Origin of the sequence: Salipaludibacillus aurantiacus (genome assembly GCF_900111295.1) — a bacterium.
Lineage (GTDB): Bacteria > Bacillota > Bacilli > Bacillales > Salisediminibacteriaceae > Salipaludibacillus > Salipaludibacillus aurantiacus.
Genome location: NZ_FOGT01000015.1, coordinates 24,728 through 48,666 on the forward strand (window position 1 = coordinate 24,728; position 23,939 = coordinate 48,666).

Here is a 23,939-nt window from a genome sequence, read left to right on the forward strand (position 1 = left end):
TAGATTATCCATCTTAAATCATACATTAATAATTACTATTATAATATAGAAGGTGGAATAAATATGTAAAATTAATCTTGGTAGAGGGCACTTTCTTGCAATAATAGCTACTTTAAATACTTGCCCTTTTTTCAATTGATGTGTTTCCAAAAACAATTCAAATAGCCTCTACTCCTAAATGGAAGTAGCGGCTTCGTTACTTGTTTCTTGAACCTCCTGTGCTCACAGAACAAACGTACGTTTAAATTCACAATATATGGATAAAGATTTATTTAGTACTGGTTAGGTTTAGTGGGCCATTAGCTAAGCTATGTGGATATTCATAATTACTTTCTGACTAATTCCCCTTCACCTATTATGGAATAGCCATTTTGACCATTGCTTTGTACTGCCCCTCTTCCTTCTAGCCTGATATGTTGGTCTGTATAAAAAATAAATTGACTTCTATTTTTTTCTGTTAATCTAAAGTCTTTATATGTTACCCTTTCAGCACTCCAATAGCCTGTATACTCTGGCGTATTATCAAATAGCTCAACGTCTTGACAATCAAATTTGATTTTCTTTCCATTTTTGTCATGGTATTCTATCTTGACCACATTGTATTTAACCACTTAATCAATCCCTTTCCTATTAAAGTAAAGAGACCCCAGCCTAAGCTAGAGTCTTTCTTGTATTGTATAATAAAATTATCCAAGTAATTGTAGTACTGATTGTGGTTGTTGGTTGGCTTGAGCTAACATAGACTGAGAAGCTTGAGAAAGAATATTTGCTCGAGTCATTTCCATCATCTCAGCTGCCATGTCAACGTCACGGATACGTGATTCCGCAGCAGACAGGTTCTCAGAAGCGTTGTTCAGGTTAGAGATTGTGTGCTCTAAACGGTTTTGGTTTGCACCAAGCATTGAACGCTCAGCAGAAACCGTTTCAATAGCTTCATTGATAGTAGTGATAGCAGCATCTGCTGCAGCTTGAGAAGAGATATCTATTCCTAGAACACCTTCGTCACCTTCTGCGAGTTTGGAAGTAGCAAGTGTTAACTCTCCTTCAGTCGTGTAGTATCCTGCTACATCAGCATTAATAGCTGGATCGTCTCCGGCTGCTCCAACAACTTCAGCTCCAGCTGCGAAAAAATTAGATGTAACTTCTGTTCCCTCTGCGTCATTGAATGTAATAGTATCTCCATTTGTGCCTGCCACGAAATTAGTACCTACAGCTAGTGCATCAGAACTCATGTCACTAATGCTAAGTGTGATATTTTGTTCAGAATTTGCACCGATATGAAATTTACCTTCAAAATCTCCACCTAAAAGATTTTGAGTGTTAAACTCAGTTGTATCAGCAATTCGCGTGATTTCTTGAGAAAGCTGATCTACTTCTTTTTGAAGCTCTTCACGGTCTACTTCAACATTTGTATCGTTAGCAGACTGAACTGCAAGTTCACGCATACGTTGAAGAATGCTATGAGTCTCGTCAAGTGCACCTTCTGCAGTTTGGATTAAAGAAATACCATCTTGCGCGTTACGGCTAGCTTGATCTAAACCATTGATTTGTGCACGCATTTTTTCAGAGATTGCAAGACCTGCTGCATCATCACCTGCACGGTTAATACGCATACCAGAAGATAACTTCTCCATTGAGTTTTGCATAGCATTTTGGTTAATACCCATTTGACGGTGGGTGTTTAACGCTGGGATATTGTTGTTAATAATCATAATAAAATTCCTCCTTGAATTTACTTCCTGTCACGTCCTTGTGAGCGGAAGGTTGATCTATTTAGTGAACAGGCAAGCGTCGGCCGCCGCTGTCCTGGTCACTGTTACATTTCTATTATCGGATCTTTCATTTAAATGTTTAGGATTATTCAGAAATAAATTCACTAAATTGAACTTTCATCTCAGACTTTCTACCCAGCCGTTCCGGATGGCCTGGACGGTTGCCTGCGTGCGGTCGTTGACTTGCATTTTTTTGAGAATGCCGCTGATCGTCGCGCTCACTGTTGAGGGTGAGAAATACAGCTCGACAGCAATCTCGTTCGTCGTTTTTCCTTCTAACAGCCCCTGCAAAACGTTTAGTTCGTTTTCTTTTAACAGGCATCCGGCGAGCTCTCTCTTAAGCTCAAATTTCTTAATTGGTGTTTTCCTTGATTTTTTCTGGTCGATCTCAAATGCCAGGTTTTTATGTAACGAAGGTTCAAGCACAGGCAGATTAGAATAAATGGTTTCCAGGATTAGATGAGTATTTTCTTCAAGAAAGGTAATCGAAAATAAGCCATCAAAAGGAAACGACAAGTAAGGAAGACACTTATGGCAAGCTTCCCCTGCCTTAATAAGATAAATTTTGCATCCGGTCTTTTCTCTCATATCTGTTAATCTCTCAAATTCACCATCTTCTTTTCCATTAATCAGATAGAAAACAACGTCATTCGACTCAGTATTAACAGGCAGCTCCCTGATTTGTAACACACTGGTCCCATTGTTAACTCGTGAGAAAAGGCGTGTGAAATTAGTTTCAGATACCCCTCCAGTATCGACAATTACCAACTTCCCAACTAATCCTTTATTCTTAATCATCTGTACATCACCTGATTCTTTAGAATTTAATATATAGTAAATATTAACAAATTAAGTGTGAATCTACAATATCACTTATGTGTCGACAATTTTTGCATAAATGAGAAAACGTTTACTTAAACCGATAAAATGGTGCTCTATTCTATTTAATTGTAATTAATTCCCATTAAATGAGTCTAATATGACCTCAAAATTAGAGGGATTAGTACTAGGTGTTTTTCCAGGTAATTTGCTGAGTGAGAAAGAATTAGCAGTTAGTACGAAGAGAGTGCGAAGTTGAGTGAGAGTTGGTATAGTCGGCAGAACAATAATAATAGATAAGCAGCGTGCGAGTCTGCTTATCTATTATTACCTTAAAGCATCTACCCAGCCTTTACGGATGATCTGGACCATCGCATCGGTGCGGTCGTTAGCCCCGAGTTTTTTAAGCAGGTGGCTGATCACCGTACTGACGGTTGACGGCGCCAAAAACATGAGTTCGGCTATTTTCCGGTTATTATGGCCATCAAGTATGTGCTGCAGGACTTTCTTTTCGTTTTCAGTTAATATGTATTGAACATCTTCAACACGCAGTTTAAGCCGTTTGATCGGCCGGTCCTTTAATTTTTTATGCTGGATCAGGGTGACGAGGTCACAATGAAGCTTCTGTTCAAGAAAGATCCCGAACTCGTCAAGAGAATTAAGAACGCGGCGCCCGTTTTCCAGGAAAAATGGTAAGGAAACGATACCATTTAAGTCCTGCATAAAATAAGGAAAAAGGGACTTAGTCGGCTGTGCTGCTGTCATAATAAGTGAGTATGTATTGGTTTCCTTTAATTCTTCAAGTCTGTCTTCGATGAAGCGGAGGGTCTCGACTCTGTAATCTTCTATTAAAAAGAAGATGTACTGTACCTGTTTCAGCTCATCGGGATTACCCTTATCGATGATGACCTCTTTATCACCGGCGATCGATGAAAGTTTTCCCACGGTTTCTTCCGACAGGCACTGATCAAAATCGATAAAGAGGACCTTTTCGGTAGTAACTGTATCTTTGGAAGAATACAATGAGTGCATAGGTTGATCCCCTTTCATTAATGTCTACTCTTAACAATACCTATTAAAAACTTTTACGACAAGATTCGATTGTCTGATCATATATGCGACTTTTGTTGTTCAATTTTGAGAATAGCGATAAAATATTCCTCTATAAGGAAGATGTGACAATAAAAGATCTAGTTAATTGTAAAAATAAAAGTCAAAAAGTCTCACTGATAACAGCAGAATCTGCTAATCAATGAGACTTTTATATAATGTTACTTTTTTATCGAATTTGTGAATTGTTTTAAAATGTCGACAGACGCCCCGGCGGCCGCTTCGTTTTCTTCCTTGATGGCGAGATACACTTCTTTCCGGTGAATGTCGATATGCCTCGGGGCGTCGATCCCGAGTTTAATCTGATCCCCTTCCACCCCGATCACTGTGATCTCAATATCGTCCCCTATTTTGATCGATTCATTGAGTTTTCGTGTCAGCACAAGCATCGGCTATCCCTCCTTCTTTCCGGAGGCCGCAGGCTGTTTTAACGAATGCTTCGTCTCGTACCCGGAGTCGTTCATCACAATCTGCTTTCCTTTTTTGCGGGCGGTATTAATCACTATTGGGCCCCTTAAGTTTGCCGTTGACTCCTCGATCGTTTCCTTAAGGGTCAGCACCGTGAACAAAGCGACGTCCTGTTCGTTGGTGATATCCAGTGTTTCCAGCAGCTGGTTGGACAGTTTCACTTCATAGTCCGGGAAAAACGAGAAAGGCGTCATGACGGCGAAAGCGAGCCCCGGTGTCACCGTTGACTGGAGAATATAAAACGGGCCTGGTTCGTCACTGAATGGAAGCAGAATAAACGCTTTCTCTTCTTCAAAACTTGGCAGGCCCTGGTCGAATTGGATAATATTATCCGGATTGATCTCTGTTGGTCCTGAATATTTCGTCTCGATTATCAAACTGATCACTCCATTTTCATTCTTTGTTTTATTGTATCGAAAATTGGCGACGCTGTGGGGCGGAATTGGAAATTGTTTCTTTTTAAAGGGAGGAGAGGCTGACTTTTCCAGGAAATATTTTAAGCATCCCCCATCGTTGAATGGCGGATGCTTATAGCTGTCGGTTGACTGATCCTCCCGTCACGGAGAACTGGATATTGTTTTTCTGCTGGAGGTACACCTCAGTTTCCCAGCGGGGGATGCTGATGTCCGGCTTATTAGGGGTGATACGGATATCAGGGTCGGCCCAGTCGGATTGGATGGACAGATCGGACGGCTGGTATTTAAATGTGACTTTCCCCATATGTTCAGGAACAACGCCATAATTATAGTCTTTCGGAGGGCGTTCCCCGTTTTGTTTAGCAATGGAAGCGAGAGCGTTCGTTCCGTGCTCAATCTTTTTCAGCTGTTCGCCTTCACGGGTGACTTTGGCGACGTACTGGCGTACCTTTTGCTGCGACTGGGCTCCGTATTCTTTCACCCGGCGAAGCGGGCCTTTCAGATCGGCGTCGGCAAAGGCTTCTGACTGATCGATAAACAGTCTGGAAGCTGTTGTGCTGATGTGCAGAGTGCCTGAAAGGTCCTGGTTAATATGCAGGTCGGCGTTCGGCTGCTGAATCGACATGGGAGGACGCTGCTGCCGGATACCTGTCTGGGCCTGTACGGACGAGATGTGAAGACGGGGGAATTCCATGAGCATGCCTCCTTGATGACTCAGCTTCGCCGTGATTTTTCCAAAAAAGTTATCTTAAGAAGTCCATCAGGGTCGGCTGGATGATCCGGCCGCTTGAGGAGAGTGCGGCGCGGTGGACGTTCTCCTGCATCATGAGTCCGGTGATGACTTTCTCGATGTCGGCGTCTTCGTTGTCGGAGAGGATGCGTTTGGCGATGACTTCCTGCTCCTGGATTCTGTCGTCGATCATTTCGATGCGGTTTACGCGGGCGCCGAGTTCGGCGCGTTCGTCGACGGAGTTGTTGATGTGGGTGTCGATCGTGTTGAGCATGCCGGAAAGGTCAGCGGCTGTTGTGTTCGGATCTTCGAGCATGTCTTCGAGTGCCTGAATATCGTTAAACAGGTCTTGTGAGAAGACGTTTTGCGGGCGGATATTCACAGGGATTTTGACGCCTTTCAGCAGCTCGATCTCCACGTTTTCTGTATTGGTTGAGAATTCACCGGCTTCGAGGTTGACTGGTTTGCTGGTGGTGTTCGTGCTGTTAAAAATGTATTTATTGTTCGCCTGTGTGTTGGCCAGCGATTCGAGGTGTTCTTTAAGCTGGCGGACTTCGTTGGCTATATTGGCGCGCTGGCCTGCTTCATAGGTGTCGTTTGACGCCTGGACGGTCAGTTCGCGCAGGCGGTGGAGCGTGTTTGTTGTTTTATCGAGCGCTGAATCGGCGGTGTCCATCCAGTTGTACACTTCGGAAAGGTTGCGTTTAAACTGGGATGTTTCGGCTGCCTGGGTACGGTAGCGCATGCCGTTCATGGCGATCACCGGGTCTTCAGAGGCCCGGGATATTTTTTTGCCGGTGGACAGCTGGTCCTGGTATTTTTTCAGCTGCTGGTAGCTGTTGCTCAAATGGTTGAGCGAGCTGTTGGCAATCATGGATTGTGTAACGCGCATGTTCGTTCACCTGCTTTTAGTTAGTTTTGCGGCTGGCCGGCCGGGTTTAGAGGCCGCCTGATTGCTTGCCGGGATGACGGGAATTTAAAGTCTTCCTGGAAAAGGGCGGATTTTAATAGAAGGAAGAGGAATCCACCCATCCCCCCCTCCCCGGGAAAGAGCGTTTCTTAAGCTTTTATGGTCAGGCTCGTTTATTACCGGCCGACGACGCCCATACCGTTAATAATCCGGTCAAGCATTTCATCAATCGCGGTCAGGTTTCGGGCCGCTGCGTTGTAGGCGTGCTGGAACTGAATCATATTAGTCATTTCTTCATCAAGAGAGACGCTGCTTACCGATTTGCGGTTCTCGTCGACTGAATTTTTCAAAGAAGCAGTGTTACGCTCCATCCGTCCCGCTTCGTTCGTGTCAACGGCCATCTGGCCAATGATGCCCTGATAGAAGCTTTGAACGTTGGTCGTGTTCTCTCCGAAGCTGAGGCGGGCGTCTTTCACATCTGCAAGGGCAAGAGCGTTTGAGCCGTCCCCGGCGAATGCTTCAGCACGGGGTTCAAAGTTGCCGTCTCCGTCACGTTTCCCGGCGCCAGAAGCCGCGATGTTGTCGAGACTTGCCATAACGTCGTCTGACACTTTAAGAAACTTGGCGGCCTGGGTCGGCGGTGTGTCGTTCAAATCCTGGGAATAGGCAAAAAAGTCGAACCCTGTTTTAGTAAAAGCTGAGTCAGGATCGTTTGCTGCTTCAATCTCGGACAGGCTCCAGCCTGATTGATGGACCTCATTAAATTCAGCGGCGAACGCGGCGGCCATTGTATCAAGCTGCTGCATCATGTGCGGGAAATCGCCTCTTTGGCTGTCCTCTTCCATGTAGCCGTGGGTCTCGATGACAGCTTTTAACGCGCCTGACGTAAAGGTATTGAACTGGCCTTCCGTTTCAAAACTGATTGGATCGTAGTTATCGAATGTGACGCCTGTGACAAGTCCGGTGTCATCATCTGTATTCACAGTCATGGCACTCCTGGTGAGGTTTTCCCCGTTGACAAGCTTCACGGATTCCCCGCCTTGAGTGACGCGCTGGCCTTTACTGTCCAGCAGGTGAACGGTATATTTTCCATCGGCCATGTCTTTTGCCTGGCCGCCGCTCGGCACACGCTCGACTTCGATGTTGACGAACTGGGACAGCTCGTCAATCAGCTGGTCGCGCTTGTCGTAAAGGTCGTTCGGCAGCATGCCGTGCGGTTCCACGGAAGCGATTTGTCCATTCAGGTCGTTAATCTGCCTCGTGAGCGAGTCGATCTGGTTGTTCTGGACGGTCAGCTGTTCTTTATAGTCACGCTGAATGGCTTCAAGCGAGTTGTAAGTGTAATTGAACGTTTCGGCGACAGCGATCCCCCGCTGCCTGACGACTGAACGGGCGCCTGAATCTTCCGGGTTGACGGACAGATCCTGGAGCGACTCCCAGAAGCGGTCGAGCGTATTGGCAATTCCGTCCTCAGTCGGTTCATTCATAATGTCTTCCATTTTTTGAAGGGCGGTGTGTCGGGTGTCCCAGTAGCCGTTCTTCGTGTTCTGGGCGCGGTACTGCATATCGAGAAATGATTCACGGACCCGCTGAATTTCGCCGGGTTTCACGCCTGTTCCGATTTGGCCGGGAATGCCGGGCTTGTTAAACGCCGGGTTTGGGAACGCTTCAGTCTGTGTGAAGTTGACGCGCTGGCGCGAATAGCCCTTTGTGTTGGCGTTGGCGATATTATGGCCTGTTGTATGTAAAGCTGCCTGCTGCGTGCTCAGCGCGCGCCGGCTTGTTTCTAGTCCGTGAAACGTTGAAAGCATGGTCGTCTCTCCTTTGTTATGTATATTGCATTAAGATAGGGGCGGAGCTTTGTTAGCGATGCTCCAGGTGATAATTCGGGTGTTGCTGGTGCCGGGTAATGCTTATGCTGGGTGAGGCTCATTTTGGGCAGTGCTCATGGCTGGTTTCGGGTGCATCACCGGAGAGCATGAACGGATGACGCCTGGCCCTCCCCCTCCTGTCTGAAAAGCTGGTTAAAGCCAAGGCTGACGGTTGTCTTTTTAGACAGCCAGCCTTGATGGCGCTAAGCTTTTGAATCAAACAGGGAGCGTCCGCCCGGGCCGAAATCTTCGCCGTCATCGTTGCTGCCATCGCCGCCGTAGCCGGCAAACTGATTCTGCGGGCTCATGGCATCCAGCGAAAGATTCACAAACCTCAACGAATCTTCAAGCAGCTGCTCGTTCAGCTCATTTTGGTCCTTGAGCTTGTGGATTTCAGTCATAAGACGCTGCTGCCAATATTGCAGATCTTCTCTTTCTTTTTCCGGAAAAAGAGGGATCAGCTTGTCCATCGTGATGTCTTCTTTAATGATCCCTTTTTGTTCGAGCCATTCCTGAACGAGGCGCTGGCGCGTGTTTTCCAGCTTTCGCAGCTGCTGGATGAGAGGCGATTCTTCCTTCATCACTTGTTCAAGCCCTGGCATATCCCCTTTTTTAATGACTTCTTCTTTTCTTGCCGCCTGTTCATTGAACCGTTCATGGACGACGGTCATGGCCTGAAAAATTTGTATAAGCTGCTCCACCACGCTGTTCACCTCGCTTGAATATTAGTTGGCTGCCGTATGCCGGCTGATTGGTATTGGCTGTTGATTGTTTCTTATTAAATGTTGATGGTTTGGCCTTGTATGTTGGTGGTACGGGTTGTTAAAAATTGTTTTTGGTTATTGGTATCTTCGGCGGGGCTTTGTTATTTGTTCCAGAACTCGTAGAATTTTTTTGCCACCGCTTTATGGTTAATTTCGTATGTTCCTTTTTCGATCTGGGCTTTCACTTCGTCAACGCGCTGCTGGCGCTGGGCGGAAACATCAGTCGACTTCGCCATTTCCTTCGCCTCAGAAGAGATCTCCACCTGATCCGAACGCGTGGTTTTATCGTTATGTTTCTGCTGCGTCTCCTGCAGCTTGCGGTATGCCTGGATCGAATGCATCGGATTAATCTTCATCTTATAGCACCTCCCGGGATTCACAGTGTTACTCTGCTCATTCCCTTTTCTCTCAATTATATCGGTTATACAGCGAAAACCTTTAGCATCATGGCCGTTTTTTTACTGGGAATAAATGGCGGGTCTGTCCCCCCATTTATTCCCAGAGATGGCCCGCGGTTTTCTTAACGGTTCCGTCTCACCCTGTCATCTAAGGTCGTATAAATTCCGGCTCTGGGATTCTCCCGGTTTTTCATCCGTTGTTCAAAAGCTTTCTGCCGGTCCTTTGTTCGTATTCCTTTGTTAATCTCATCGGTACAGGTACTGCAAAGACGATTTTGACGAATTTGCACTCCGCATTTTTCACAAGGGTAGCCCAGGTTAGGGAATTGAGCCAGCTGGAGGCGCCCCTCCCGGATAAACTGATAAACTAATGCTTTTTCTACATCCGTCGCTTCGGTCACTTCATCCATTGTGGCCTGTCTGTTCTCGCGTTTGCGGATAAATTTATAAACCCGCTCAAACTTTTCCTCGACTTGCTGGGCACACGCGTCACAAGTCGGCCGTAGGGCTTTCGCAAAGACTTTCCCGCAGTTTGGGCAATTTGCTAATTCGGCCATAGCCGCCCCTCCTTAACGTTTCGCTTAATGTCTACCCCTTATATCGGCAGACCCTGGAGGAAGTTAAGGTTCCCTTTTTATCTTCCCTGTCGCCCTGGCGACTGTGACGGTGAAAACGTGAGAGGCCCCCTCTGTATAAAAAACTTCCGCAGCTGCTCTTAATGTGGCGCCTGTTGTATAAATATCATCCACAATCAGCACCCGTTTGTCTTGCCAGTCAGTTTGCCGGGCGGCAGATGAGAGGCTGAATGCCCCCTTCAGGGCAGCAATCCTTCCAGAGCGGTCCCTCTTGCTTTGTTTGTCTGAAGAGCTTGTCCTCTCAAGAACGTGTTGAACCGGAAAACTCTCGGCCAGAAGTTCTGCCTGATTGAATCCGCGTTCCCATAACCTTTCTTCTTGTAGAGGAATGACTGTTACCGTATCAATCTTTCCCAGGGACCGTGTGAGTTTTTTAAGCTTTCCGGAAAATAATTCGGAGAGTTTGGCGTCCCCTCTGTATTTATAGCGGGCGATCACTTCCTGGAGGTGAGCATTATACACATAAAGGGCCCGGTGCTGAAGCGGATGGTCAGCCCAAATGCCAGTGTCTTTCCATCTCTTACAGTCCAGACAGAGAACGTCCGGATGTTTCACAAACATGTTCGGGAGCCTTACCGAAGGATCAACAAATCCAATTTCTGGGGGGGCTGACCCCTTGGGGTCAGACCCCCCAGTTTTTTTCACAGAGGGGCGGCCGCACATGCTGCAGCCGATAGTGGTGATGCTTTCCAGTTTATTTTGGCACGGAGGGCAGAGGAGCTGATTTTCTGTTAAACCGAAAGCCCAGCGCCAGCTGATCTCTTCATGAAACGGGGTATCGCAATAAAGGCAGCGGTTGGTATGGGATAATCCTTCTCTCATATCCTGTCGGTTCAACTTAGCGCTCCTCCTTCTCTGTTCATAGCCTGAATGTGTCTGACTGCCGCGACCATCGCCTTCGTTTTACCGTAATGAAAATAAATGACGTCACCGTCCGGTTCGTCAGGGCTTCTTCCTGCCCTGCCGGCAATTTGGACGAGCGCCGATTCGGTGAAGATGCCGTCTTCCGCTCCTAGAACGCCGACTTGTACGCCTTTTACGGTGACCCCGCGCTCTAAAATAGTGGTTGTAACAAGGACCCTGATCGCCCCCTGCCTGAACTTGCTGACTTTTTCGCTCCGCCCCGGATCAGCCGAATGAACGGAATCTATCTTCGTCTCATTCAGGATTGCGGTAAGGCTTTGGACGATCGTGTCCATCACATCAATTCGCGGCACAAATAAAAAGATCTTTTTTCCGTTTGCTGTATGCTGCCGAAGCCACTGAATAACCGGATACGGAAGCCTCTTTTTAGCCAGACTTTTTTTCCAGTTTCCCGCCCACTTCATTTTTGGCACAGGGAGATCATAGCCGTGAAAACGTCTTGGCACTTTCACATGGCTGAGCGCGCCCCTTTCTGCCAGACGTTTCAGATCGCTTAGCGGAGTGGCAGTCAAGTAAACGGTGAGGCTTTCTTCTGCCCGGGCATTTTTCACAGCAAAACGGAGCTTCTCATCGTATGTATATGGGAACGCATCGACCTCATCTATGATTACGACAGGGAAGTGCCGATGAAAGCGGAGCACCTGGTGGGTGGTTGCTATGACCAAATCGGCGCTTACATATCTGTTGGCGGCATCGACCTCTCCGTGAAACGCTTTAACCGCGGAGTTTGGAAAAGCTTTTTCCAGCCGCGGCAGCAGTTCCCGAACGACATCTGTTCTTGGTGTCGCAATCAACACAGGGGTTCCGAGGTTTAATGCCTGATAAATAGCCGGGAACAGCATTTCCGTTTTACCTGCTCCGCAGACGGCCCAGATTAGAAATTCGGTCCGGCCGGAGATGTTTTTGACCTTCTCCGTCAGTTTCCGTGACGCTCTATCCTGTGCTTGGGATAACTGGCCATCCCAGCCTAACCGGTGACCTTTTTCTTTTTTGCGAAAAGTGCCATGCCAGGTTAACAACGGCGAACATTGGGTGACCCGCCCCATCATCAGGCAGGCCCGGCAGTAGAGGCACGCTTCAAGGCATCTCCCGCAAGTTACTTCGCCAAACAGAAACGGATCCGCGTTTCCACAGCGCTGACAAGCCGGACGCGGTTTCGTGTGGATGCCGGCTTCGTACCGTATGTAACCGGCGTGCACGTGTTCGTGGATATTTTCCAGGGAACAACCTCCGGTCCCAAGCACTTCATCAATTAATAAGCGTCTGCCTGTCAGCATATCGGCTAATGTTTCGTTCAGAATAAAATGGGGGCTCGGTTCAGGAAAATATAATTGATCTTGTGGGATGTCGCTTAATCGGGTGAGGAGAGCTGATTCAAGATGCGATTGAAGTGAATGAAAGGGTTCTTGCGGAAGCTGGGAACCTATTGCTCTTTTGAATGGCCGGATAAGGGGTTCAGGAATGAGCCACCGGCGATTCAGGTTTACAGGTAAATCAGAATGTGACGGGAAAAGCGGTAACAGAGAAGAGGGCTTCTCAAAAAGGGCAGGAAGAGGAAAATCATAAAAACGCATGAGGTGCGCCTCCTTTATATTTATTTGTATGGTTTGGAGCGGGAGGAAAAGCTTATAAAATGAAGAATCACGCTGAGGCATTATTTCGGGTAAAAACATAGGGAAAGCAAGGGACATGGCATGGCGGTAAGTGGCAGCCTGCCCGACCCTTGAATCCCCGGGCACACACTGCCAAACCGTGTCAGTTGGGGTCAGCCCCCCCATTTGACCCCCCATTTACTTCCATATTAGGTGAGGTGGGATTTGACCCAGCCGATGCCGAGGCTGCCTTCGCCGAGGTGGGTGCCGATGACAGGTCCGAAGTAGCTGATGTAAACGGTGGAGTTCGGGTACTTTTCGCGCAGGTCTGCCGCTATTTTTTCGGCTTTTTCCGGCCGGTTGGCGTGGATGACTGCGATGTCGAGCGGGGTTCCGTCCTGGGCGTCTTCATGAAGCAATTTGCAGATCTTGGCCAGTGCTTTCTTCTCTGTGCGCACTTTCTCGTACGGCACGATTACTTTGTTTTCAAAATGAAGCACCGGTTTAATCTGCAGGAGACTTCCGACTACAAGCTGCGCGCCGTTCAGGCGGCCCCCCCGGTGGAGGTGATTTAAATCGTCTGCCATAAAGTAGGCTCTCGTCGATTTTTTCAAGTCGTATAAATGATCTAAAATCTTCCTCGCATTCTCACCTTCGTTAGCCATCTTTGCCGCATGAAGTGCGTAAAATCCCTGGATCAGACAGCTGATTTCTGAATCGAAAACATGCACGTCGACGTCCCCTGTCATGTTCCCTGCAGCGACCGCGGTCTGATGGGTCCCGCTGATCCCGCTTGAAAGGGTAACGACAATAATTTCATCGTGAGTGTCCGCGAGCTTCTGGAAGGTTTCTTCAAATAAACCGATAGACGGCTGGGAAGTGGTCGGGAGTTCCTCTGTTTCTTTCATTTTTTTATAAAAATCATTAGTGGTAATTTCCCACTCTTCTTTATATGTTTCGTTGCCGAAAGCAACATTAAGAGGGACCATTGTGATCTGATGCTGTTCCCGCAAGTCTTTTGGTATGTATGCCGTGCTGTCCGTGACAATGGCAGTTTTACTCATAATGAACGCTCACTTCTTCCGTATGTATTTAGGTGTTTTTACAAAGGGTATGCGTCCTGCCTTAAAACAGAGCGCCGGGCCAAGCCGAAGCCCGCACTTACTCTCTGCACCTATCAATAACCTTATAATACCAACTGACGAGCTGGCCTGTCCACACAGTAAAAAAAAAGATGCACCTGCAAAACGTGCAGATGCATATCATCAACTTGTTGAAAAAACCTTCTTAATTCACTTTTACCCAGCCATTTTTAATCGCTTCAACCACAGCCTGCGTCCGGTCGTTCATGCTCATTTTCTGCAGGATATTACTTACGTGGTTTTTAACCGTCTTTTCACTGATATAGAGCGCTTCGCCGATCGCCCGGTTGCTCTTTCCGTCTGTCATCAGCTGGAGCACTTCACATTCACGACGTGTCAGAAGGTGAAGCGGGCGGCGGTATTCCACTTCGCGGAAGCCGATTTCCGTTTCCGTGCCAGTGTCACTGGCCAGGCGGCGGTACTCATTAATTAAATTGTGTGTGACTTTCGGGTGAATATACGCTCCGCCGTCACCGACGACTTTCACCGCTTCAATCAATGCTTCTGTGTCCATTTCTTTCAGGAGGTAGCCTGAGGCTCCTGTTTTTAGTACATGAGTGACATACGTTTCGTCATCATGGATGGAAAGAATGAGGACTTTAACGTCCGGGAACGTTTCAACGAGCGTTTTCGTCGCTTCCATTCCGTTCACATTCGGCATATTAATGTCCATGAGGACGACGTCTGGACGGTTTTGGCGCACAAGATCCAGAACTTCTTCCCCGTCGTTGCCTTCTGCCACGACATCGAAGTTTTGCTCCATGCTTAAAATACGTTTAACGCCTTCTCGGAACAGTTGATGATCATCAATGAGTACAATTCGTAGTTTATCGTCTCTTTCCATTTTTTCTCCTCCTAAAATATATTTATACGTTTTTACACGAAATTTCTCTCTGTAACAGCATCCTGTATATAGCAACATTTGTACATCCGACAAAGAACGGAAGTATCTAGTTCTTTTATCCTATTGGACATCCATTGTCTCTGCTGTATTCATCTTCACAGGAATTTGAACCATAATTAAAGTCCCCCGGCCGGGTTTGGAATCAATGCTGATGCTTCCATCAAGCATATTGATGCGTTCTTTCATTCCTACTAGGCCGAACCTGCCTTCTTTTTTCTGGGCAGGGTCAAATCCCTTGCCGTCATCTTTAATGACTGCCGTCACAAGGTCATCTTTCATTTCCATTTTCACTTGTATTTCAGCAGCATCCGCATGCTTGACGGCGTTTTGGACAGCTTCCTGTATAAAACGGAAGATCGCCACCTCCATATGCGTAGGAAAACGGCGTTCTCTGCCGAGGTTTTTAAATCTAATGGAAATGCCTGTACGTTCTTCGGCATTCCGCAGATACTTAGAAAGTGTCGGTAGAAGACCCAGATCATCCAGAGTCATTGGGCGGAGATCATAAATAATCCTCCTGACTTCGCTTAAGGAGTCTTTCACCATTTTCCTTAAATCACGAATTTCTTCCCGGGCTTTGTCCACGCCATCGTGGTCAAGCACCTTTTCAACCAGCTCTGAGCGGAGCATCACATTCGCCATCGTCTGAGCCGGTCCGTCATGAATTTCCCGGGAAAGTTTCTTGCGTTCTTCTTCCTGAGCCTGAATAATTTTCAGCCCGAACTGCTGCATTTCTTCAGCGTTCGCTACAATATGGGAGACTTGCTGCAAATCACCGGTTAAATAATTAATGACGACATTAATCTGGTTGATCAGCTGATCTGCCCGTTCCATCGTTTCACCGAGTTTCATGAGCCGGCGCTCGATGTGATCCCGTCTGTCGCGAAGCTGCTTTTCTTCCTGGTGTAGCAGCGCCAGTTTAACCTGATAATCATTTGCTTTTTCGTAAGCTTCCCTGACTTCTTCATCGCTGTATTTGGAAAAATGCTTGCTCACTTCCGCAAGCCGGTTTCTCGCAAACCGCGAATGAAGTTCGGTACGCTCAGACTGCTCAATCATCAGTACAACTTTTTCCTGGATTTCAGATAATTCACTTTTCAAGGTGTCATATTCGTTTCTCGACTCTTCACCAATTTCAAAAATTTCTTCTTTACTTCTGCCAACCATCTCCATCATTTTTTCCAGGATGGCTTCAATTGAACGAACGGAACTCATCCAACCCCTCACTTTCTGACTAGAAAAATATTCCTGTTTTTGGAAGGGAACCAAAAGCCCGGCCTCCCCTGAAGGGAACATGTCCGATAAATCCCACCGTTGCTGTATGTGCTTTGTTGGTGACAGCGTTTACGCCTGTCAGATGGCTGGCCTTTTAAGCTGCCTGCGTAACTTAATTGCAGTGCTATAAAGAATAATCGTACGCAACTTTTGATTTATGGGGGTGGTCCGCCATTTGATTCATTTATATAGAACTTTTTTTCCTGAAAAGACGGGAACATTAATTTTTGTGCTCCATTATTATCATATAAAAAAATTGCGGTTTTGTCGAAAATAACTCTTTTGGCACTTTAAGCCAGTTAAGAAGGACCTTCCATCCATATTTTTTTAAGCAGAAAATGGTGAAGGGGTTTTATTAAATTGTGCTTAGTCATACGGGTAACTTGACAGCTCCCTTCAACCATCATACCCTAAATTTACAGCTGGCCATCAGCTTTCACAACTTTTATATATTTTTTTACAATCATAAATAAGCCTTTTAGGATCATGTCAGGAGAGGTTAATCCATGCTTTCGACTTATTATACTGTTAAAGGTACGGGAGAACACGAGATCGCCATTCAAAAGTCACGTTTCATTGCTCATGTGACGCGTGTCACCTCTGAAGAAGAAGCCCAGGAATTTATTGATTCGATTAAAAAGCAGCATTGGAACGCGTCACATAATTGCTCCTGCTATATGATCGGCGAGCAGGACCTGATTCAAAAAGCGAATGATGACGGCGAGCCTTCCGGAACCGCCGGCGTACCGATGCTCGAAGTATTAAAAAAGCGCGGTCTGAAAGACACGGCGGTCGTGGTCACCCGCTACTTCGGAGGCATAAAGCTTGGCGCGGGCGGACTGATCCGCGCGTACAGCTCAGCAACAAGCGAAGGAATCAGCGCCGTCGGGGTAGTCAAACAGCAGCTGATGACTATCTATACCGTCACCTTTGACTACACGCTGCTAGGTAAAGTGGAAAATGCCGTCCGTTCGTCAGACTATCCGCTTAAACACATCGAGTATTTAGATCAGGTTAAGCTTGAGATTTACGTGGCAGCCGGTGCGGAAGACGCCTTTGAAGAATGGATGACAAACTTAACGAACGGAAAAGCCCTTATTGAACAGACCGGCCAGGAGTATCTGGAAGAAGACGTACCTACGGAGTAAACAGGTAGTCTTAGGGGGCGCTCGTGTTTTGGGGTGGATTATAGTGGAGTGAGCTTTGAGGTTTTTTGTAAAGGTCTGTGTAATTAGAGTTTGCGTTTTGGCATGTTGAGGGCGTGGGGCCTTTGAGAGCAAGGATGGCACGTACTCAGGTAAATTAAAAAGCTGGCATTTGGGAAAAGTGAACGGCCCAAATGCCAGTTTTTTTTATTAATTTAATAGTGAAGGTTTCATTTGCTCCAGCTTTTTCTCTCCGATTCCCGGGACACGCAGCAAGTCTTCCGTATGGTTGAACGGACCGTTTTTCTCCCGCTCGTTAAGAATCTTTTGAGAGAGGTCAGCGCCTACTCCAGGGATGGTCAGTAAGTCGGCAGGACCGGCTGTATTAACATCTATTTTACCAGGATCAGCTGGTGCGGATGAGTCGGCAGACTGGACCTCGGATTCCTGGGTCGCAGGAGTGTCTGAAGGCGCGGCCTCCTGATAGGATTGATTAGTTTCAGGGGCTGCGCCTAGAGTTTCAGAAGCGTTTGTATCTTGAACCGGCTGGTTTGTGTCTTTAGTTTGCGCTTCTTTTGACCGCAGTTCCGAAGATTTTGTTTCTGGTGATTTGGTAGCTGGTGATTTGGTAGCTGGTGCGTCTGCTCCCGATGATTCCGTTTCGGCCAAATGTGTGGCTTCAGCAGTTTCTTTTCGTTTGGTTTTTCCAGCTAGGTCGAGCGGTGTTTCATGTGCCTCAGCCGGGGGATTTACAAGACTGCCTGTTCCCTTGTGATCCCCAGTAGACAAGTGATCACCGGTGTCTTTTTCATTTTTATAGTCATTCAGCTCCGCATCAATTGCTTTCCTGTTCATAAACGGCAAAACAACTTTCCATAATGCCAGCATGAAAAGAGCCAGCACCACTAGTTTCTTAAACATCTCTTACCCTCCACTCTCTTAAACTCAACGACTATTATACCAATAACTGGGGGGGCTGTCCCCCCAGTTATTAGGAGATCATTAATGCCCTTTTTGGAGGCCAGTTTCTTATACGATAGGGGCGCGGTTTGTACCCCCCTCGTCGGCTTAGCTGCTGACAGCTCATAGCCTCATGTTACGAGCCATCCTGCTGTCTCGCCTCCTAATTGGGCCTTTTATAAGTCTATGACCCACTCACCAGTTTTGACACTGGCCGAGCGGGTCATATTTTTGTTTTATGAGCCGCTCATCTGCGTTCTCGGATCTCGAGCAGCTCTTATTTCCACTTTATCACCCGCTCACCTGGCGGACCGCAGTCCGAGCAGCTCTTATTTCCACTTTATCATCCGCTCACCTGGCGGACCGGCTCCCGAGTGGCTCATATTTCCCTTTTATCACCCGCTCATCTGCGGCCTCGGCTCCCGAGCGGATCATATTTTCATTTTATCAGCCGCTCATCTGCGGCAGCCCTCGAGCAGCTCTTATTTCCTTTTTATCACCCGCTCACCTGCGTCCTCGGCTCTCGAGCGGATCATATTTCCTTTTTATCACCCGCTCACCTAGGGCCTCAGCTCCCGAGCGGATCATATTTTCATTTTATCAGCCGCTCATCTGCGGCATCAGCCCTCGAGCAGCTCTTATTTCCACTTTATCACCCGCTCACCTGGCGAACCGGCTCCCGAGTGGCTCATATTTCCCTTTTATCACCCGCTCATCTGCGGCCTCGGCTCCCGAGCGGATCATATTTCCACTTTATCACCCGCTCATCTGGCGGACCGCAGTCCGAGCAGCTCTTATTTCCACTTTATCATCCGCTCACCTGGCGGACCGGCTCCCGAGCGGATCATATTTCCCTTTTATCACCCGCTCGCCTGGGGCCTCAGCTCCCGAGCGGATCATATTTTCATTTTATCACCCGCTCATCTGCGGCCTCCGCTCCCGAGCGGCTCTTATAATGGAACTCTCAAATTTCCCTGCCCCAGAAGAAGCAGCTTTTAAGCTTAAAGCCCCTACTAGTCAAAACACCTATTAGAATACCCTTTTCGGCATGCCTGTCTGGTTTCTGAGGGTTTCAGCCTCGATGCGAACCTCTCTCCCAAGATTTTCACCCAAAAGACGTGTGATCCAGAGCCACAACTACTCTTAACCTAATATGACTAGAAGCAGGGTCAGGGTGAGGACGCTTAGCAAGGTGGTGATGAGTGTGATGCTCGACACGAGTTTGGGTTTGGCGTCAAATTCAACGGCGTACATGACGATGGTGGCTGCTGACGGCATTGCCGATGCGACGATCAGGACTTTTGCGAGCAGCGGATCAAGCGGGAGAATGAGTGTGATTCCCCAGGCGATCAGCGGCGACAGCAAGAGCCTTACGATTACTCCGTATGAGACCTTTCCCCATTCAAATCCTGTCCATTTAATTTGGGCGAGCTGCATGCCGAGAATCAGCATGACGGTCGGGATGGCTGCCTGGGAAATTAATTCGACGGGCTGCATGAGATTGGCAGGCACCGTGACGTTTAACAGTTTTAAGATGACGGCTAAAATGACTGCGTATGTCACAGGCATACGAAGCAGCACCTGGAGCGCGGTTTTGACACCTGACACGCCCCGGGCCGCATAGTAGACGCCGAAAAAGTTCATGATGACTGACTGGAGAACCATAAACGACACGGCGTAAGCAAATCCTTCCTGTCCGTAGGCAAAAAGGATAATCGGCGCTCCATAGTTTCCTGAATTCATAAAGGCGGTCGATAAAATCAGCCCGCCTTCCGTACTGGAGTTGTACTTCATTTTCCATGCGTAGAGCTTATTGATGATAATTAGGGCAAAAAGAAGGCCCAGCGCAAAGACAATCATATACACGTACTGCATGTTCATTTCTGCTTTATAAAATGTTTCAAAGACAAGGGCCGGCGTCAAAATATAAATCGCCACCGTTGAGACGGGTTTAATATCGACCCGGCGCCAAATCTGAACAACGTACCCTATTAAAAAAACGAGTAAAACAGGTAAAACTACTGAAATAAAAATTGTCATATGTATCGCTTCCCGGTCAGGGGGTCAGTCCCCCCATTTTTTGTTAAATAAAAAAAGGATTTTAAAAGTTTATGTCGAATAGAGTCATTTACAAGAAAGAGAGGCTTATGTAGGCCAGTTTAATAGATTATTATAGCAGCAGCCAACGATTAAAGACGCTTTCCTTTTTATAACGATGACGCAGCGAGCCGTGAGACCCCTGTCTGAGCCACCCGCTATTTCCTCTTTTGCCATCGTACCACACCCAACCGGATGAACGTACCTGTTACCCTCTCTTTTCATAGTTACCCAGTTTTTAAAATTGAATATGAAAGGTTTGATGTTTATGGGAAGACAGCCGAGAGTCTGGTATCCCGGTGCCACGTATCATGTCACAAGCCGGGGCAACCGCCGTTCAGCTGTGTTTTTCGACAGCGAGGACCGGATGATGTACCTGGATTTACTGGAAGAGACGAAGTACGAATTTCCTTTTAAGCTCCATGCCTACTGCCTGATGACTAACCACATTCATTTACTGATTGAAACTGAGAAGGCGCATATTAAAAAGATCATGAAACGGCTCCATTCTTTATATGCGATCTACTTTAACCACCGCCATGACTTGTGCGGCCACTTGTTCCAAGGGCGGTACGGGGCGCGTGTGGTTAAAAACACGACCTATTTTCTTGAAGTAAGCAAATACATTCATTTAAACCCGTACATGGCTTCCATCGTTGCCGAGCCGGAAGATTACTGGTGGAGCAGCTACAAGGAATATCTCTCGCACTCTCCTTCTCCTCTTCTTACCACAGACAGAGTCCTCTCCTATTTTCCGTCCCGGGATCCTGAATTGTACAAGCAATTTGTCGAGCTCGATATGCGCGAAGAGGCAGCACTCGACGACCATCTCGAGTTTTATAACCTGTACCTCCATTATCTTTCCAAATACGCAACTGCCAATCTGCCCAGCTGGGAAGATTACGATAGGGGCAAGTCAAAAACAGCCCTTATAGCAGAAATGAAGGAAACGATGCATTTTAAAGAAGAAACTCCCGCTCCCCGCCGCTAACATCAAAAGGTTGTGCGGAAAGGCAATCACCTTTCCCGCACAACCTTGCTTTAAAGCGTGAGGGGACAGACCCCCCAGTATTATCCAGCCTGGTTATCTTCAGGCGGGGCGGGCTTATGCCCTTCCCCTTCTCCGCCGTCGGTGTTTGAAGTGTTTTCACTCGGCTGCTGCTCATTTCCCGATCTTGCCATGTTTCCTTTTCCGGAAAAGTTTTCGAGCAGTTCATTGACATCAAGCCCTGAGGCGGCTTTCAAGTTTTCCGGCAAAGTGGCCATTAAGTCAGTTACATACCCTGACATTTTAGCCGCGCCCCCGGCACTGCCATCTTTACCGCTTCCGCCCGTATCAACCACTGTTACTTTATCGATCGCGCTGAGTGGAGCGGATACTTCTTTAGCATAAGCTGGAAGCATGTCGAGGATCATGCTGAGCTTCGCTGCTTCGCCATAGTATTCGTAAGCTTCTGCCAGTTTCTTCTTCGCTTCGGCTTCGGCTTCACCCTTCTTCTGGATGACCGTCGCTTCAGCTTCACCTTTCTTAAGCGCTACGCTGGCTTCTGCTTCCCCGCGGAAACGCTCAGCGTCCGCGTTCGCTTTCGCTTCAGCTTCAATTTGATACTGGGACGCTTCTGCCGCACGCATTTGCTGGACTTTTGCCGCTTCCGCCCGCTGCTCCTGCTCGTAACGGTCGGCGTCCGCTTTCTTGCGCACTTCGGCGTCATACTGCTTCTCACGGCGCAGAATTTCACGCTCTTCCAGTTCAATCTGCTTATCCCGCTCAATGATCTGGATCTGCATCTCTTCCTGAGTCACCTGCTGCTTAGACTTTGCTGTCTGCAAGTCATACGCCTGGTCAGCTTCGGCGCGAGCCTGGTCCTGCTCACGTGTATACTGGGCGACCTTCAGCTGCTTTTCCTTCTCGGAATTTGCAATTTCAGTGTCCCGGATAAGCTCCTGAGCCTTAGCTTCCTGCTCCGCTCGGGCGTTTTCAATCCGCGCTTCTTTTTTACGCTCGGCTTCCGCTACCGCCGCATTCCGTTTCACTTCAGCGATGCGCGGCTTACCGAGTGAGTCGAGGTAGCCCTGGGCGTCCGTGACTTCCTGAAGTGTAAATGACTTAATTTCAAGCCCCATTTTGTTAAAATCACGGGAAGCAACCGCTTGCACTTCCTGGTTGAAACGCTCCCGGTTATTGTTGATATCTTCCACGCTCATCGACCCTAAAATGGACCGTAAATGTCCTCGAAGGACATCCTGCACTTCTTCCTCAAATTCGTCCGTGCTTTTTCCTAAGTATTGTTCCGCAGCCGTTGCGATCTCTTCCATCGTTGATCCGACTTTAACGATCGCTACACCATCCACGGAAACCGGCACACCCTGTTCCGTATAAGCGCCGGTCGTACGCACGTCCAGGCTGTAGTTCGACAAGCTGAATTTCGCATACTGCTGGAATACCGGAACCACAAATGCCCCGCCCCCGCGGATAATTTTCATCTTCTTTCCTTCAGAATCATCCGAAATATTTCTGCCTTTTCCTAAGTAACTCCCCGTCACGATCAGCGCTTCGTTTGGCCCTGATGTCTGGTACCGCGTAAAATACACGCCGAGCAGAACAAGGAATACAAAGGCGATGACCACCGCTACGATAATAATCGTTTCCATTCTCCCAACTCCTCATTTGATTGTCTGTGGAAAAAGCACGCTCCCACACCTTTACGACAAAGAAACAGTCTTACAGAAACAAGCGTTGTTTTTTTAACCGGCTGGAAGACATTCTTCACTCATTTTTTTGAAAAAATCAGTCGTAATGCTTCGACACGTGGAAAACGCCTTCATCATCGATATCAATCACGAGCACTTTCGTTCCTTCAGGAAGATCCTCATTATCAAAGCTCTTAGCAGCCTTGCTGACTGTTCCGTGAGTCCGTGAAATGACCACTTCGCCGAAACCTTCCGCAGGGATGGTCGTATACACTTCACCAACCGTTCCTTTCAGCTCATTAATTGAATAAGACGTGCTTTTCTCCGACCGTTTGACAGGAAGGATGATGAAATAGTTGACGAGGACGATGAGAACCGCTGAAACGACGAGATTGACGAGAAGGATCAGCCCGCTTCCCATAAAGAAAGCCATTGTTTCGAGGATGTATCCCAGTCCGCCGATTAACGTGATATATCCAATCACAGTAATCGGATTAATGATGCCGTCTCCGCTGATGTCCATCATGCCTTCGATCAGTTCCCCAACAAATATGTAGAGAAAGGTTAGAATCACCCCTGCAATTAACAAAAACAGGTAAATCGATTCAATCGTGTACCCCGCTATCTCCATGCCTCTCACCTAATTCCTTCTTTTGAGTGATTTTTTCAGTGCTTCCAGCTTGGCGTCCACCCCGGCTTCGTCAGCTGGTGCGGAAATCCCGGTGCGGTTCTTTTCCGGGTAGTCCTGTTCGCCTTCCGGGGGAATCGCCTCGGTGTGATTAACAGCCGTTTCGCTCCCTTGCTTCTTTGCCAGCTCAATCTCATTTACGGCGGAAGACGGATAGAAGTTTCGCTTTGCCTGTAATTCATTCTTTTTTCTTTGCAGACGTTCGTAATCAGCCATATGTTCTTCGATGTGGCGGTGAAGTTCTTCCTTATGGCTGTTAGCTGCCTGGTATAGCGATTTGATTTCTTCCACGTGCCGGTCCGTTTCTTCTTTTTTTATAAGCGCCAGCCTGGCCGAATACTCATCATTGTTTTCGAGAAAGCCGACCGCATCCTTTTCCCGTTCCGCTGACTCTGCCCGGGCAGTTTCCAGCCGCCGTTTTAGCCGTTTTTCAGCAGCAATCTGCTTATTTAAAGACTGCCTCATATCACTAAGTTCCTGCTCCATATCGCTTAAAAGCTCATCGGCCATGGCCACCGGGTCATCCGAAGACTGCGCCGGTTCTGCCGGAGTACCAGCTTTGAAATAACGTTTCAACCTGCGGAACCATAATATCATCCCGTCCCCTCCTTTCCTCACTGACAAATGA

General features: G+C 47.6%; 24 protein-coding genes. 2 read left to right on the forward strand and 22 right to left on the reverse strand.

The annotated features are described in order from the left end of the window. Nucleotides 1-326 precede the first annotated feature (326 nt). The 17 genes from BMW59_RS15990 to BMW59_RS16070 all read right to left on the reverse strand — a co-directional run bounded on the left by BMW59_RS15990 (nucleotide 327) and on the right by BMW59_RS16070 (nucleotide 15,670). Nucleotides 327-596 (reverse strand): hypothetical protein, encoded by a 270-nt coding sequence (locus BMW59_RS15990; protein ID WP_177174388.1) that lies wholly within the window; start codon nucleotides 594-596, stop codon nucleotides 327-329. A gap of 90 nt (nucleotides 597-686) precedes the next feature. Next, on the reverse strand, nucleotides 687-1,712 hold the full coding sequence (locus tag BMW59_RS15995) for a flagellin N-terminal helical domain-containing protein (RefSeq protein WP_093054350.1): 1,026 nt from the start codon (nucleotides 1,710-1,712) through the stop codon (nucleotides 687-689). A gap of 177 nt (nucleotides 1,713-1,889) precedes the next feature. Continuing rightward, complete coding sequence (locus BMW59_RS16000) at nucleotides 1,890-2,570, reverse strand: response regulator transcription factor (RefSeq protein ID WP_093054352.1); 681 nt, start codon at nucleotides 2,568-2,570, stop codon at nucleotides 1,890-1,892. 348 nt (nucleotides 2,571-2,918) lie between these two features. After that, entirely contained in the window at nucleotides 2,919-3,623 is a 705-nt protein-coding gene (locus tag BMW59_RS16005; protein WP_177174389.1) for a response regulator transcription factor, read from the reverse strand. 239 nt (nucleotides 3,624-3,862) lie between these two features. Next, nucleotides 3,863-4,090: a carbon storage regulator CsrA gene (csrA, locus tag BMW59_RS16010; RefSeq protein ID WP_093054356.1), complete on the reverse strand. Its 228-nt coding sequence runs from the start codon at nucleotides 4,088-4,090 to the stop codon at nucleotides 3,863-3,865. A gap of 3 nt (nucleotides 4,091-4,093) precedes the next feature. Continuing rightward, the gene (gene fliW / locus BMW59_RS16015; protein WP_093054358.1) at nucleotides 4,094-4,546 is read right to left on the reverse strand and encodes a flagellar assembly protein FliW; all 453 of its coding nucleotides are present in this window, start codon (nucleotides 4,544-4,546) and stop codon (nucleotides 4,094-4,096) included. 151 nt (nucleotides 4,547-4,697) lie between these two features. Then, nucleotides 4,698-5,279 (reverse strand): DUF6470 family protein, encoded by a 582-nt coding sequence (locus tag BMW59_RS16020; protein WP_093054360.1) that lies wholly within the window; start codon nucleotides 5,277-5,279, stop codon nucleotides 4,698-4,700. A 49-nt stretch (nucleotides 5,280-5,328) separates the two neighbouring features. Then, a complete protein-coding gene (gene flgL / locus BMW59_RS16025) occupies nucleotides 5,329-6,207 on the reverse strand; it encodes a flagellar hook-associated protein FlgL (RefSeq protein ID WP_093054362.1) in 879 nt (292 codons plus the stop codon). 194 nt (nucleotides 6,208-6,401) lie between these two features. Next, nucleotides 6,402-8,036, reverse strand: a complete 1,635-nt coding sequence (gene flgK / locus BMW59_RS16030) for a flagellar hook-associated protein FlgK (RefSeq protein WP_093054364.1) — start codon at nucleotides 8,034-8,036, stop codon at nucleotides 6,402-6,404. 263 nt (nucleotides 8,037-8,299) lie between these two features. Beyond that, on the reverse strand, nucleotides 8,300-8,809 hold the full coding sequence (locus tag BMW59_RS16035) for a flagellar protein FlgN (RefSeq protein ID WP_177174390.1): 510 nt from the start codon (nucleotides 8,807-8,809) through the stop codon (nucleotides 8,300-8,302). A gap of 152 nt (nucleotides 8,810-8,961) precedes the next feature. Further along, nucleotides 8,962-9,216 carry a flagellar biosynthesis anti-sigma factor FlgM gene (gene flgM / locus BMW59_RS16040; protein ID WP_093054368.1) on the reverse strand — a complete coding sequence of 85 codons (255 nt, stop codon included), beginning with the start codon at nucleotides 9,214-9,216 and terminating at the stop codon, nucleotides 8,962-8,964. A 164-nt stretch (nucleotides 9,217-9,380) separates the two neighbouring features. Then, nucleotides 9,381-9,815, reverse strand: a complete 435-nt coding sequence (locus BMW59_RS16045; protein ID WP_093054370.1) for a TIGR03826 family flagellar region protein — start codon at nucleotides 9,813-9,815, stop codon at nucleotides 9,381-9,383. A 63-nt stretch (nucleotides 9,816-9,878) separates the two neighbouring features. Beyond that, nucleotides 9,879-10,730, reverse strand: a complete 852-nt coding sequence (locus BMW59_RS16050) for a ComF family protein (RefSeq protein WP_093054372.1) — start codon at nucleotides 10,728-10,730, stop codon at nucleotides 9,879-9,881. Continuing rightward, complete coding sequence (locus BMW59_RS16055; protein ID WP_245733177.1) at nucleotides 10,727-12,391, reverse strand: ATP-dependent helicase ComFA; 1,665 nt, start codon at nucleotides 12,389-12,391, stop codon at nucleotides 10,727-10,729. The genes BMW59_RS16050 and BMW59_RS16055 overlap by 4 nt, the downstream gene beginning before the upstream one ends. 227 nt (nucleotides 12,392-12,618) lie before the next feature. Further along, nucleotides 12,619-13,473, reverse strand: a complete 855-nt coding sequence (locus tag BMW59_RS16060) for a DegV family protein (protein WP_093054374.1) — start codon at nucleotides 13,471-13,473, stop codon at nucleotides 12,619-12,621. Between the two features lie 223 nt (nucleotides 13,474-13,696). Continuing rightward, entirely contained in the window at nucleotides 13,697-14,395 is a 699-nt protein-coding gene (locus BMW59_RS16065) for a response regulator (RefSeq protein ID WP_093054376.1), read from the reverse strand. A 120-nt stretch (nucleotides 14,396-14,515) separates the two neighbouring features. Continuing rightward, complete coding sequence (locus tag BMW59_RS16070) at nucleotides 14,516-15,670, reverse strand: sensor histidine kinase (RefSeq protein ID WP_093054476.1); 1,155 nt, start codon at nucleotides 15,668-15,670, stop codon at nucleotides 14,516-14,518. A gap of 566 nt (nucleotides 15,671-16,236) precedes the next feature. On the opposite strand from BMW59_RS16070, the gene BMW59_RS16075 reads away from it, so the two are divergent. After that, nucleotides 16,237-16,878, forward strand: coding sequence for a YigZ family protein (locus BMW59_RS16075; RefSeq protein WP_093054378.1), 642 nt, complete (start codon nucleotides 16,237-16,239; stop codon nucleotides 16,876-16,878). 207 nt (nucleotides 16,879-17,085) lie between these two features. Here the strand turns inward: BMW59_RS16075 and BMW59_RS16080 are convergent, their stop codons facing one another. Next, entirely contained in the window at nucleotides 17,086-17,796 is a 711-nt protein-coding gene (locus BMW59_RS16080) for a ComEA family DNA-binding protein (RefSeq protein WP_093054380.1), read from the reverse strand. 1,182 nt (nucleotides 17,797-18,978) lie between these two features. Beyond that, nucleotides 18,979-19,875: an AEC family transporter gene (locus tag BMW59_RS16090; RefSeq protein WP_093054384.1), complete on the reverse strand. Its 897-nt coding sequence runs from the start codon at nucleotides 19,873-19,875 to the stop codon at nucleotides 18,979-18,981. A 325-nt stretch (nucleotides 19,876-20,200) separates the two neighbouring features. On the opposite strand from BMW59_RS16090, the gene BMW59_RS16095 reads away from it, so the two are divergent. Further along, the gene (locus tag BMW59_RS16095) at nucleotides 20,201-20,923 is read left to right on the forward strand and encodes a transposase (RefSeq protein ID WP_245733179.1); all 723 of its coding nucleotides are present in this window, start codon (nucleotides 20,201-20,203) and stop codon (nucleotides 20,921-20,923) included. 80 nt (nucleotides 20,924-21,003) lie between these two features. Here the strand turns inward: BMW59_RS16095 and BMW59_RS16100 are convergent, their stop codons facing one another. From BMW59_RS16100 to BMW59_RS16110, 3 genes are all read right to left on the reverse strand, one after another. Then, nucleotides 21,004-22,584, reverse strand: a complete 1,581-nt coding sequence (locus BMW59_RS16100; RefSeq protein ID WP_093054386.1) for a flotillin lipid rafts scaffold protein FloT — start codon at nucleotides 22,582-22,584, stop codon at nucleotides 21,004-21,006. Nucleotides 22,585-22,720: 136 nt separating this feature from the next. Next, nucleotides 22,721-23,254 carry an NfeD family membrane protein gene (locus BMW59_RS16105; RefSeq protein WP_177174391.1) on the reverse strand — a complete coding sequence of 178 codons (534 nt, stop codon included), beginning with the start codon at nucleotides 23,252-23,254 and terminating at the stop codon, nucleotides 22,721-22,723. Nucleotides 23,255-23,263: 9 nt separating this feature from the next. Further along, a complete protein-coding gene (locus BMW59_RS16110) occupies nucleotides 23,264-23,908 on the reverse strand; it encodes a PspA/IM30 family protein (RefSeq protein ID WP_177174392.1) in 645 nt (214 codons plus the stop codon). Nucleotides 23,909-23,939: the final 31 nt, after the last annotated feature.